Source organism: Acidovorax sp. FG42, assembly GCF_057809195.1.
On sequence record NZ_JBMDJM010000024.1, the window covers coordinates 1 to 12,619 of the forward strand.

Here is a 12,619-nt window from a genome sequence, read left to right on the forward strand (position 1 = left end):
AGGTTTGGATGGAAATCCCGGGGGTTAGTGGGTCACTTCTGCGTGGAAATCAACACGATGGGTACTGACAGACGCGCAATGGGCCAAGATGGAGCCCCACTGCCTTGGCAAACCAAGTGACCCGGGGCGCAGCGGCGCCAACAACCGTCGGTTCGTTGAGGCGGTGCTGTGGATTGCCCGCACAGGCAGTCCCTGGCGAGACCTGCCGCAAGAGTTCGGCAAATGGAATACGGTGTTCAAGCGTTTTCGGGACTGGGTCAAGGCCGATGTGTTTCAGACCCTGTTCGATGCGGTGTGCGAGCAGCCGGACATGGAATATGCGATGGTGGATGCCACGATTGTGAAAGTACATCGGCACGGCCAAGGCGCAAAAGGGGGACTTCGGGCCAGGCCATCGGTCACTCGCGAGGAGGCTTGACCACGAAGATACTGGCTTTGACGGATGCGTTGGGCAATCTGGTGAAGTTCATCCTGATGCCAGGGCAGCGCCATGACATTACAGGAGTGAAAGAGCTGATCGCCGATGTTCGCTTTGATGCCTTGCTGGCCGACAAGGCCTTCGATGCCAACTGGCTGATTGAGGAGTTGAACAGGCGCGGCGCACAGGTGGTGATCTCACAGATGCCGCGTCGGCGATCACCTTTGGAGATCGACCTGGAAGTTTACAAGTGGCGTCACTTGATAGAGAACTTCTTTGGCAAGCTCAAAGAGTTCAAGCGCATCGCAATGCGCAGCGACAAGACGGACACCAGCTTCTCGGCCGTGATCTATCTTGCGGCTGCTGTCATCAACTCCCGTTGATTCTCAACAGGCCCTAGTCGACGCACTATCGGATCGGTCCGTGGCCGGTTTGGTCGCCACATTTCGCCGAGCCTAGATAGCTTCCTCGAAATGAGGATGATCCAACTATGTTTATCTCCCGTGTTCGGCGATTCAAATGATCTGTCTTTGCCGCGCGAGAAAGTTACACGGGCTCTCTTGTAAGCAGCGCCAGGCGGTAAGGCCGTGATCCACCTATGTTTCCAATGCCTACTTGCCCACTTGCCCACTTGCCCACTTGCCCACTTGCCCACTTGCCCACTTGCCCACTTGCTGTTTGTTGCTAACAAAGAGTGGCTTTTGCTAACGAAGACTGGTCGAGTCGCTAACAAAGAATGGCGAGGAGCTAACAGCGATAGATCACGCACTTTCGAGGCATGCGATGCGCCTTCGCGGCGACGCCAGAGGCTACCTTCCGCGTTCAGGACGCGTTGGCGTGTGCCGCTATTGAAAAAACAGCTCTTCCATGGCTTGAGTTGCTTGAGGTGTCGGCGTGGTCGCTTGGCGCAGGGCTTCACGGCTTTTGTGGTCCATGCCATAGACCGCAGCGTAGACACGTCCACGCCAATAGTTGAAGGGCGTTTGCCTTTTCGCTTGAATCTTGGCGATTCCACTCTCTCGGAGCTTCATCCGAAAAGATGCTTCATCTGGTGCGCGGGCATCCTCGGCCAACTTTGCTCCCAACTCTTTAAACTCACCCTCCACACGAGACTTGATCTTGTAGACATCATCCCAGGTCGCGAGCTTCTCTTGTCGCTCAGGATCATCACTCCTGAAACTCACAACCACGCGCGGAAACAGGTCGTTCGCATCATCTACGAGCACCTCGATCTCGTGCGATGAGGCACATTCCGTCCAAGGCGAAAAACTGAGGCGTCGCATCCCGCGCTTGAATACCAAATCCTTGGCCAGCTTGGCCTTGGAGTTGCACGTGTTGCAGATGGGCAGCAGATTCTGAGGATCGACTCCGTATAGCGGGTACAGGTCCTTTGCCAGAATGTGGTCGTACGGACCACGCCACTGCTCGTTGTCGTTCGCGTCTGCCTGAACTTGAGCAAGGTATTCTGTACCGCAAACGCAGCAAACATTGCCATTGCCTGGAGCGTTGCCATGGCGGAAACGCGCATAGTGATCGCCAACACCTTCATCACATGCCTGCTCCACCCCTTGGAGTTTTGCCGTGCGCTGAAAGAGGTGCACAGCGAGAGTCTTCAAAGCGGGAAAGACCGCCTCAGGTATGACTGGCAGCGGCGTCGCACGGTCAGACAGGAACACACATGGATTCGCGTTGAGTGCCAACGTACCCATGAGCGCTTGCTTTTGTCCGTCATCAAGCGCCGACAACTTTGCAGAGAGGTCATCAACCGCTGAGCGAGTCGGCTGGTTCTCAGCTATAGCTGCGCACAGACCGGCTGGAAGGTGTGTTTCGTCAACCGGCCGGCCTTCGAGCGTAGCCATCATCGTCTCTTTGAGAAAGCAGTTGAGCCCTTCAAACACCTTCGACTGCTGAAGATTGGGTCTAATCTCGAACAGCATCAGCCCGCTCTCAACTTGTTGATGAGGAACGAGCGTTCCATCGATTCACCGATGGATTCTTCAAGCCATTCCAGCTTTTGTTCGGTTGAGAGTTCAGGGTTTGCCAACTGTTCACGAATTTCCTGGACAGCGGTTTCTGAGATCGTCGCGCGGAGGTTGAAATGCTTTTTGATCAACACTTCGAACGACGCCCCGAAGGTCTCCCCTGGTGGGTTCGTCATCTGTGTTGCGCCATTTGTCTTTTTGAAGTGAAACACTGCTTCTCGTTGCAGTGAGGAGACCAGAAAGGGCGAATGCGAGGAGACGATGGCTTGGGCCTTGCCGTTGGCTGCGTTGGCTCTTTCGAAGTCCAGGTGGAAACGTGTGCGCCAGCTTGGGTTCAAGTGAGTTTCGGGCTCGTCGTAGAGGAACAGCGTCTCGTCGTCCCCGAAAAGTCGGACGGCACCGAGCGTTAACAGAAGCTGCACTTCCCCGTCGCTCAGGTCGTCAAACGCGACGGTTCGCTCGCCATCGGACATCGAGAGTTCTTGCACTGAAAGAGGGAGCTTCCCTTTCAGTGGCTTCTCGACATGACCTTGAAAGCCATCGCGTCGCAGCGCGCGTTTCACAGTGCCCGACCATTCATCAACGCCCAGAAGTTGAAGCTTGTATAGGGCAGAAAACCACTGGTCGGGCTCCCGCGAGTTGTCAGCCATCCGATTGATGACTCCCGGATCGTGGAAATTGATCTCGATGTCGCCCGCCAAATGGTCCAGCTCCAACAACTCATACTGGGTCTCGCTGGTTTTTGGAGAGATCGGCGTACACCCGCCTGGCCCTGCCAACTCGATCAAGCGCTTGATGTCGCGGGCATTGTCCGTAGCCGTCGCTTGCCCGCGAAGGTCATACCTCAACACCACACGGATTGGGTGACGGAACGGAATCTCATGCCAAACTGCATTACGATCTTCCCGCGAGAGCATGCCGAGCATCGCGATCAGTAGAGCTGCGCAGTCATAGTCAAGAAACATGTTTCTGGGAATCGGGGTGTCTGCCTCGCGCAGCCTGAACAATCCCGATTCTGAAGCATGCCCTTCAGGTGCGAATACGCCCGGGTTGCGCTTGAGATAGCGCTCATTGATGGCCAGCGTTGCCTTTTCGTCCACTTTGGGCTGCGCAAGCTCCTTCTTCAAGTTTGCCCGGACTCGAATCACGTCAAAGTACTGAAGCGCGTTGCGCATGAAGGCTCGCTGGAGGTTCTCGGACATGCCGGAGGCGTATCCAATGACCCGTGGTAGCGCCAACTCTTCCAATGAGCCATCCGCCGTAATCTCACACCATGTCCCCTGGGCCGGCTGCGCATCGCCATCGTGAGGCTGGTCAGCGAGCTGATGCACCGCAATACGAAGACCATTCCGCGTGTCTGCGACGAACCGGCGCAGACCTTCGTAGCGAGACGATGCCATCTCGTACGTAACGCGGAAGTCATACCCTAGCGGCGCACGTACCCGGAAGTCCCGTCGCTGTCGCCGTTCAAGGAATGCAAAGGCTTCGGCGATGAGTTCCATCACCTGCGACTTGCCCGAGCCGTTGACGCCGATGAGGACGGCAACATCACCCTGCACCGTGGAGAAGTCAAAGGCCTGATCCTTCAGGCCTTTGTATTCCCCGAACAACTCAACCAACAGCAGTTTCAAGCAACACTCCTCCTGCCGCGTTTCGTTCCAGCTGACGGCGCTTCCTGCAGCAGTCTTCTCAGCAACTGACCCGCTGGTTCGTCATTCGGGTCTTGCGGCACCAGTTCGCCGCGGAACGCCTTGGCCAGCAGGGCCGGGGTCAGGCGCTCGGTGGCGGTCTGTGCAGTTTGCAGACGGGCTTCGAGCCGGTCGGCAAAGGCGAACAAGGTTTCGACGCGGCGGATGATTTCGGCTTGTTCATTTGGTGGAGGTACTGGCACCGGAATTTTGTCCATCGCTGAGCGGGTCAGCTTGATTTGGTCAATCCCAGTCAAGAGGTCACTGATATCGCACCGTTCACAGTTCAACCAGTTCAACAAGTATTTGATCGTCATCCCCCCGTAGCCTTGGAGCACATGAGCATGGTTGTTAACCCAGAACTTCCCTCTCGCAACTAGTGCGATGGGGCGATCTCGACTTTCGAGGTTCTTTCCATCCTCAGCTAGAAGGAGGTATTCACCGTCAAGCAAATAATCGTCGATTGAATCGATCACTCCAAAGGCGCCATAGTAGGGGTAAGGTCCTTTACGGCTCGCTCTGTCGCTTGCCTTCACTGGAACTCGCTTGTTATCCGAACACGTACTCACCTCCCCTAGCGGCTTCCACATCCACGAATCTGGTAAATCCGCAGCTGAGTGATCCCTTGCTATTCGTTCAGTCGGCGCTGCGTTGTGAGAGCGCCAATCCTCCGTCAACCGCCCCGAGGTGGCAGCGGCGAGGACGGACTGGCGGAAGCGTTTGAGGATGGGGGCGACGTGGGCCAAGCAGTCGTTGACGGCGTCCACGCGGGTGAGGACGGTGTCGAGTTTGTCAGCGATGCGCTTTTGCTCACCGGCTGGCGCGACAGGCACAGGGAAACTGGCCACTCGCTTGGGTTGAGCTCGTGTCAAGGAACCACCAACACCAGTGACATCCGAGCACAGCATGTCCCGAAAAACTGGGCTGATGAAGTAGTAGCGAAAGAACCGCGCATCCATTTGACGGGTGCGAAAGCCGATCCATTCTGAAGAGGCGATTTGTCGAATGCCAACGGACGGTCCTACTTGCCAAACGCGGTTGATGCGCGGGTTGATCTTTGAAATCAAGACATCGTTGTGTTCAACCATCTGTTTGGTTGAGCCGACTTCTGATCCGAGTGGCAGTTCCGGTTTTCCTGCTGGAAAAGCAGGAATGCTGTAAAGCTCGAATCTCTCTGTGGGGTGGCTTGCTGGATTAACGTTGGCGCCGTAGAACTTGTTGAGTTCTCCAAATGGACGTGTGTCCCATGAAAGCGGTATCTCATTCATCCAAAGCCCCCAGCTCCAACAAGATCGCATCCAGTTCCGCCAGCGCCCCATTCAGCTCTTCCACCGCCTCCCGTGCCAGCACCGCCGGTTCGGGCAGGTCGGCCGCATCTTCGGCGCTGTCGTCCTTGAGCCAGGCGACGTCCAGGCTGTCGCCTTTTTCGCCGGCGATCCAGTCGCGGCTGAAGCGGCGAAAGCGCCCCTGCTCGCCCTGGTCTTGCCGCGTGGCCTTGCCGTTGGGCTCGTCGCCATACGCGTCGATGAAGCCAGCGAAGTATGCTTCGGTCAGCGGGGTGCGTTTGCCGAACTTGGGCGCGTTCGCGCGCATGTCATATACCCAGACCTCCTGAGTACTGCCGGTGGCGGCCTGGCTAACTTTCTCAAAGAACAGCACATTGGTCTTGACGCCCTGGGCGTAGAAGATGCCGGTGGGCAGGCGCAGGATGGTGTGCAGCCGGCACTTATCCATAAGGTCGCGGCGAATATCGGCTCCCACGCCGGCTTCGAACAGCACGTTGTCGGGCAGCACCACGGCGGCGCGGCCACCGTCCTTGAGGTGGCGCACGATATGTTGCAGAAAGGCGAGCTGCTTGTTGCTGGTGGCGAAGGTTAGGTCGTCACGAGTGGGGCCACCGCCGCCCTTGGCGGTACCGAAGGGCGGGTTGCTGAGGATGATGTGGCTTTTGGGCAAGCCGCTGCCCGCGCTGCCCAGGGTGTTGCCGACGTGCACCACGCCTTCGTCGTCCCCCTCCATGCCGTGCAGCAGGCAGTTCATCAGCGCTAGGCGGCGGGTGCCGGGCACCAGTTCCATGCCCAGGAAAGCCTGGTTGCGCTGGAACTGGCGCTCCTTTTCGCGGAGGTTGTAGAGGTCGTCGGTGTGGTCCTTGATGTAGCGGTCTGCCGCGATCAGGAAGCCGGCGGTGCCTGCGGCTGGGTCTTGGACGGTTTCGCCGGGCCGGGGCTTGATGACTTTGACGATGGTGTCAATGAGCGGGCGAGGTGTGAAGTACTGGCCGGCGCCGCTCTTGGTTTCGCTGGCGTTCTTCTCCAGCAGGCCTTCGTACAGGTCGCCCAGGCCGTCTTGCCTGGCGCTGAACCAGTCGATGCTGTCTAGGCTTTTGACGAGCTGCTCCAAATGTCGGGGTTCCTTCAGGCTGGTCCGCGCGTCGGCGTAGATGGCGGCGATCAGCCGGTCATCACTGGCCGAGAGCTTGAACAAGGTTTCGTGGTAGTGGCGCAATAGATTTAAGCCGCTCTTGTCACGTAGCTCAGGCCACCGTGCATACGCAGGCAGTTTGTGACTTCCAAGGATGCCGCTTTCGGTGTTCTCATACTCCATCTTGATGAAGAGCAGCAGAACGAGTTCGGTGACATAGTCGCTGTAGTTGATGCCGTCGTCACGCAGCACGTCGCAGAGGTTCCAGAGTTTTTGGACGATGTCTTGGGTAGTCATTGAAAAATCATGTGTGGTTGTTGGGGTTTATGAGTGGCACCGTCAGGCCATCCGAAGCCATAGACCATCAGACAGCGCACCCATTACCTCTTCAAGCTGGCCGCCAAGCAGCTTGTCGAGCTGTTTGGCTCCGCCATCGTTGACGAAGGCGCTGTTTACAAAGGCGTGGTCGATGACGAGTTCATGCGTAAGTTGTTTGGCAAGACGGTCGAGCCACTTGCGTTGTACAGGTGTCCAGGGGTGTTTGGTGTAGATCTTCTGCATTGCCTGAACCACACGTTGGTCGAAAGGTTGCAAGGCTTCGCCCAATGCGGCCTGACGGATGTAGGCAATAACGCCTGCAGCGATGTCCTGATTGTTGTGGTTCCGCCAAGCAGCCTTGAGGCTGGCCTCTGAGTACCCCGCACTATCGAGAAGCAGCCTCACTTCTTTGAGTTGGTCACGGGTCAGATCCTTGGGGCGATTCACCACTGTTGCTATGGCTGCAGATAGATTGACTTGCTCGCGCACAAAGTTGCCGAAGCTGTCGAGGTAGTCCTCGGGCTTGGCGTACAGGCCCCAGCTCTGACTGCGTTCCGTCAGCTCGTCAGCATGCGTTGAGATGACGGGCAAGTAGGCTGTGCCCAGGATCTGTTTGACCTCCGCAAGCTGAACGAGCAAGCGCGTGTTATTACGCAAGAAGTCGGCCGCAGCCTGTGGTCCGCTTTCCTGCCCTAGCTGGTGCAAGTGTCGGTGCAACTGCTGAGGGGCAACGCCCCACTGCTGTTCCAGCTGATCGAGCTTCTCTTTAAGTTCAGGTTTCTTTTCGGACTTATGCGCTGCATCACGCAACACACGCATGAGCTTCTGGTTAAGCTGGTCAAGAACATCGTGAGCGTGAGTGCGGTCTTGCGTAGTACCGGCTGCCTCATATGCGGCCGGGTTGTTCAGTTCGTCTAGCAGTTGTTCTAAAGTGACTTTGGGGTCCTTGACCAGAGGCTGCATGGTGTTGACTGCTTGCAACGAGGCATACAAGTCCACCGGGTCGTAAATCTTGAATACCGTCTTGCCGATCTCGTCGCAACGACGGGTGGCGCGGCCAATCATCTGCTCGTACAGGATGCGGGAGCGCACCCGGCGCATGAAAACAAGATGGCAGATGGGCGGAACGTCGATGCCTGTGGTGAGCAAGTCCACTGTGATAGCAATGGCGGGAAAACGTTCGTTCTTGTAGCGGCGAATGAGCAGGTCTACCTTATCAGACGCACCGGTAATCTTAACCACCGAAGCTTGGTTGTACTGGTCTCCGTGCACAGCCTTGAAGGCTTCATCAAGTAGACGTTTGACCATATCGGCATGCGCATCTGTGGCGCAAAAGATCATGGCCTTCTCTTCGCCCATGGGGTCCAATTCCTGAGCGAGCTGTTCGCAGATCACACGGTTAAACGGCTCGTTGATGACCCGCTTGTTAAAGCTCTCAAGCTCGAAATGCAGTTCATCGTCCAGCTCAGCTGTTTCGATTTCGCCTGTGCCAAGATTAATGGCCTCGACCTGTTGGCCGCTGTCGAAGTGAATACCGTGCTGGCCTAGTAGTGTCTGGTAGCGGACGGGAGGCTCGTGATCAATCAGCCAATCGTCGGCCACGGCTTCACGGTAGGAATAAGTGTAGACCGGGCGGCCAAAGATGTCGGTGGTATGGCGTGCGGGCGTGGCAGTCAAGCCCACTTTCACGGCGTCGAAGTAGTCGAGGACGCGCCTATATGTGGAAAGGTACTGAGCTTGATCACGTAGGGCGAGTTCGCCCTCGGTCATGTCTTGGTCCAACGCATAGCCGCGGTGGGCTTCGTCCACGATGATGCAGTCGAAGGCATCCAGCGGGGGCGCATTGTCGCTACTGAAGATTCGCTTAACCATAGCCTGCACCGTTGCCACCTGCACGCGAGTTTCGGCCTCGGCCGCCATGTCACCCAGCTCCGCAATGTTGTAGATCTTGGACAGCGGCTGACTTTGTTCCAACGGCGCTTCGTTGAAGGCGTCAATGGCCTGGTTACCCAAGGCTGTGCGGTCCACCAGAAACAATATGCGGCGGAAGCGCTCAGCCTTGAGGAGGCGGTAAATGAGGCCGATGATTGTGCGTGTTTTGCCCGTGCCGGTAGCCATGGCCAGCAAGCAATTTGTCTGACCGGCGGCAAGTGCGACTTCGACCGCACTGATGGCTTTCTCTTGGTAGTCACGCAGGCCCAGGTAGGCGAATCCTTCCTGCTGCAACTTGGCTTCGGCCTTGGCCTTGTTTCGGTGGAGCTGGTCGAGCAGACCTTCGGGCGAGTGAAAGCCTTGCAGCGGTTTGGCTAGGTTGCCTTTGTGGCGCAGATCTCGGAACCAAGTCCCGCTGGCCTCCGGACTCTGCTTCACCAACGGGCGACCATTGCACGAGTACGCAAATGGCAGATTGAACGCACCGTCTTGCCCGTCAGGCCAGGGACCTTGACGCCCTTCAGTGAGCCACGCTGCCTCGTGCTCTGGTTCGATGTGCAATCCGCGGGCGTAGCGCTCAGCCTGGCCAAGCTTTCCTGCTACGTTGACATTCATGCGCTTTGCCTCAATCGCCGCAATGGGAGTGAGCCCAGCGAAGAGCAGGTAATCAGCGCTCTGCTTACCGGCGGTAGGCCATTCGGCAATCGCCAAGTTGCGGTTGCGCTCAGGACGGACGCCCTTGGAATAGGTAAGTTCGAGTGTGTCTGCTTCCCAGCCGGCATCTCTGAGCATCTGATCAATGAGCAGGCGAGTGGACGCTTCGTCCATCGCCACCTTCTGAGCAGCCTGGGTCGCGCGCTGCGCGAAAGCCTGAATGTCCTGTGAGCTGGCAGTGGCTGTCTGAGCATTGGCGGTCTGCAGTTGGGCGTCAAACTCGGCCTTGAGGGCTGCGTAGCGAGTGCTAGCCTCCTCCGCTAGGCTCTCGTACACGCTACGTTCTTCAGCAGCCCGTTCGGCCAACACCTTCTCTTGAGCCGCTTGGGCGGCCAACAACTCGGCCATCCGAGCCTTGTCTGCCTGTTCAGCTTGGACTTCATGGAGGTGCTGCGTGAGGTCTGTCACCTGCTGCTGCAGCGTCAATAACCTCTGACTTGGATCGTCCGGCAGTATGAATGCACCGGGTTTGAAATTTGGATTGCTGCCGAAGGTGCGGTGGAACCATAACGCTACTTCCCGTGCGACCTTCAGCGCTTCTAGCCCTTCGCGGTAGCCGATTCCGTGATTGGCCTGATGGGCCGCTTCGTTCCCTCTCTGGCGTAGCAGGTGGAACATCTGACGCACCTGCGAATCCAGTCCGAGGCGTTGATCTACGGCCCGCAGCAATTCAGCCTGCGTGGGCTGCTGTAGGCGCACGCCAATGCGTGATGCAACGTCCTGAGTTATCGACTCGGCTAATAAGCGCAACTTGATCACGCAACTCGCTGGATCGAAGGGATAAACCCGCTCTGCAGTCGATCCGAGATCAGCGAGTAACGGACTGTGCACAGCTAAAAAGCTGAAATTGCTGGCCCTAGGTGTGTTGTCTTTGTCCATCGCTTCCCTGATCCCTGATGTTGTCAGTCAGCTCCATGGTTCTTTTCTGACGCTTTCTCTTCGACCACAGCACCTCGCACAGCGTCCAACCCATGCTCTTGCGCATAGGTTAGAACCAATGCTTCGACCATAGACGCTACGGATCGATGCTCCCGTTCCGCCGCAAGCTTCAGCAACTGCTTGACGTTTCTTGAGGTGCGGATGGACAAGGTCTCATCCTTGGCTTGCTTCATGGTCATGTATCCAAACGTGCTGGCCTGAAAATGTACTGCGTTTTGCGTACATTTCACCAAGCCATGTCCTACCATGTGCTAAGAACTCGTACTCAGACTCTCACCTCGATGGCGCGCCTGTGGCAGCGCATGACTTTGCGCAGGTTATTGTGGATGACCGCGTTGCAGCGATTTCGGCCATCCTATGGTATTGGGCGAACATACGATTAGTGCGAATATGCAGTCGCTGAGCTGATTTCCATCAGAACAGGCTGCCGGCAATTGCCGGGGCCCAGGGTCTGCTATGGGCCCTGGAAGTCGACTATGGCGCCGCCTCAGCCTTCTTCCTTTTGACCACCGAAGGCAGCGACGGCAAGCACTCGAAGAGACGCTCAGCGTATGCGAAGCCTACGCGCCGTACGGCGTCAGCTTCGAAATAGAAGAGCCAACTTGCCAGCAGCGCCACAGAGATCACCAAGGTCATCGCAGCAGCCAACCCGGGCCGCGAAAGGCTGACCAGGTTCACAGCGAGCGGGTCTAGTTCAACTACGCCAGCCAGCACCAAGCCGTAGAACAGTCCCAGCATGCAGGTCACGATGCCGATGGGCTTCATTGCCAGCATGTTGCGGTGGAAGCCATACGCGATGTTCTCTTTCAGCAGAAGGCTCTTGTTGCTCCGCGTCAGCTCACGCAGGCGCTTGGTGGCCCCGATGTAGGTGTCGTCGGCTTTTTCTGGGTCCGCCGCCTCTTCTTCGGCTGTCGGCATGGCGATGCCGAGCTTGGAGACGATGGCGTCGTGATAGCGACGCTTGCTGATGCTGTCTAAGGTCTTGTCACGATGCCGCAGTGCCAGGGTGGTCGGCATGCCGCCCCACCCTTGGACCAGCTTGTCCTCCAGCTTCTTGCCGCGCACGCGGGCGACGCTTGCCAGCGTGTACATGGCGCCGCAGCCTGCCAGCAAAGCCACTAACCCGGTCAAGACTGGGTGCCGCGCGCCGTAAACGCACACCAGCGGCACCAGCAGAGGCAGCGCAACAAGGAGGCCGGGCGCGAGCCGCGCCTTGCGTTCATAGGGGTCCTTAGCAAGTTCGACCAGAGCGAGCATTCGAGGTCCTTAGTTGGATGCGGTGAGCGCGTCGATGTAGGGCTGCAACTCGGTGCGATTTCCGAGGCTGATCTGCTGAGCGGCGGGGTCGCTCGGCGTCTCCGTGTGAAGCCCGAGGCGGCGCATGGTGTAGTACAGAAAGGCTTGCCGACACTTCAGAGCGACCTGCCCGTCCTTCATGCTGTAGTCCAGCTCGATCACACGCCTCTTCGCAACAGAAAGATCCGGATGAGGCACAAGAACCAGGGTGAGGATGGTGTGCCAGAAGGTGTCATCGCCAGGGTCGACGCTGCTAGGCCCCGCATCTTTGAGGTCCAGGATGCGCGCCAGCACGAAGTCGATGAAGCGCTGCCGCTTGTGGCAGTACGCCCGCACATGCCAGCGGAACCCGTCGAAGCCAAGCGCATGGGGCGAGATCATGCGGCTGCTCGCTTCGACCGACGTCATCGACTGGTAGAGGACCGCAACAGCGGACTTCTCTTGGATTGCCCGAACCACTGCGTGCACGATCTCGTCGCTGACTACACGCCAAGGAGACGGCGCGGTGTCGACGGCGGGAGCGTGACCGATGAAGCTGGCACCTTGCTCCAACAGGCCCGTGGTCTTCGCGTGGAGCTCCGCTAGATATCGCCGGGCCGAGCTGCGGGGAAACAGGGGCTTGAAGCTTGCACCCGCCACGTAAGTTCGTGAACTACGGTCGTACTCCAGATTGCCGGGGGCCAACTCCAGGTACCGGGCGATGTCCAGGGATGCCTGCGGCATCGAGATGCCGAAGTGCTCGATAAGGTCGGTTCTGTTCAATCGCCCTTCCCATCGCAACCGGAAATCTATGAATTGAAAGCGGCGGTCCAGCCCCCAGCTCACGCCGGGTCCGGCGGTCGCGTCGGCGGGATGTGAAGGTGTCTGGTCATCCATGACTAGAGTCTACTTTATAGACGCGCATAAAAGTT

8 protein-coding genes and 1 pseudogene are annotated in these 12,619 nt (G+C 57.7%); 1 reads left to right on the top strand and 8 read right to left on the bottom strand.

What is annotated here, in order from left to right; genetic code table 11:
• Positions 1-88 precede the first annotated feature (88 nt).
• A pseudogene (locus tag ACODSM_RS20610) lies at positions 89-801 on the top strand (IS5 family transposase).
• 462 nt (positions 802-1,263) lie between these two features.
• Here ACODSM_RS20610 and ACODSM_RS20615 read toward each other — a convergent pair.
• From ACODSM_RS20615 to ACODSM_RS20650, 8 genes are all read right to left on the bottom strand, one after another.
• On the bottom strand, positions 1,264-2,355 hold the full coding sequence (locus tag ACODSM_RS20615; RefSeq protein WP_488806723.1) for a hypothetical protein: 1,092 nt from the start codon (positions 2,353-2,355) through the stop codon (positions 1,264-1,266).
• Entirely contained in the window at positions 2,355-4,031 is a 1,677-nt protein-coding gene (locus ACODSM_RS20620; protein ID WP_488806724.1) for an AAA family ATPase, read from the bottom strand. The genes ACODSM_RS20615 and ACODSM_RS20620 overlap by 1 nt, the downstream gene beginning before the upstream one ends.
• Positions 4,028-5,356, bottom strand: a complete 1,329-nt coding sequence (locus ACODSM_RS20625) for a restriction endonuclease subunit S (RefSeq protein ID WP_488806725.1) — start codon at positions 5,354-5,356, stop codon at positions 4,028-4,030. Before ACODSM_RS20625 ends, ACODSM_RS20620 begins: the two co-directional genes overlap by 4 nt.
• On the bottom strand, positions 5,349-6,806 hold the full coding sequence (locus ACODSM_RS20630) for a class I SAM-dependent DNA methyltransferase (protein WP_488806726.1): 1,458 nt from the start codon (positions 6,804-6,806) through the stop codon (positions 5,349-5,351). Before ACODSM_RS20630 ends, ACODSM_RS20625 begins: the two co-directional genes overlap by 8 nt.
• Before the next feature lie 42 nt (positions 6,807-6,848).
• Positions 6,849-10,352 carry a type I restriction-modification system endonuclease gene (gene hsdR / locus ACODSM_RS20635; RefSeq protein WP_488806727.1) on the bottom strand — a complete coding sequence of 1,168 codons (3,504 nt, stop codon included), beginning with the start codon at positions 10,350-10,352 and terminating at the stop codon, positions 6,849-6,851.
• 23 nt (positions 10,353-10,375) lie between these two features.
• Positions 10,376-10,585: a hypothetical protein gene (locus tag ACODSM_RS20640; RefSeq protein WP_488806728.1), complete on the bottom strand. Its 210-nt coding sequence runs from the start codon at positions 10,583-10,585 to the stop codon at positions 10,376-10,378.
• Between the two features lie 301 nt (positions 10,586-10,886).
• A complete protein-coding gene (locus tag ACODSM_RS20645; protein WP_488806729.1) occupies positions 10,887-11,669 on the bottom strand; it encodes a hypothetical protein in 783 nt (260 codons plus the stop codon).
• 9 nt (positions 11,670-11,678) lie between these two features.
• Entirely contained in the window at positions 11,679-12,584 is a 906-nt protein-coding gene (locus tag ACODSM_RS20650) for a helix-turn-helix transcriptional regulator (protein WP_488806730.1), read from the bottom strand.
• Positions 12,585-12,619: the final 35 nt, after the last annotated feature.

Coding starts and splice junctions, on each gene's coding strand:
- ACODSM_RS20615 (WP_488806723.1), bottom strand. CDS start 2,355: ATGCTGTTCGAGATTAGACCCAATCTTCAGCAGTCGAAGGTGTTTGAA.
- ACODSM_RS20625 (WP_488806725.1), bottom strand. CDS start 5,356: ATGAATGAGATACCGCTTTCATGGGACACACGTCCATTTGGAGAACTC.
- ACODSM_RS20630 (WP_488806726.1), bottom strand. CDS start 6,806: ATGACTACCCAAGACATCGTCCAAAAACTCTGGAACCTCTGCGACGTG.
- hsdR (WP_488806727.1), bottom strand. CDS start 10,352: ATGGACAAAGACAACACACCTAGGGCCAGCAATTTCAGCTTTTTAGCT.
- ACODSM_RS20640 (WP_488806728.1), bottom strand. CDS start 10,585: ATGAAGCAAGCCAAGGATGAGACCTTGTCCATCCGCACCTCAAGAAAC.
- ACODSM_RS20645 (WP_488806729.1), bottom strand. CDS start 11,669: ATGCTCGCTCTGGTCGAACTTGCTAAGGACCCCTATGAACGCAAGGCG.
- ACODSM_RS20650 (WP_488806730.1), bottom strand. CDS start 12,584: ATGGATGACCAGACACCTTCACATCCCGCCGACGCGACCGCCGGACCC.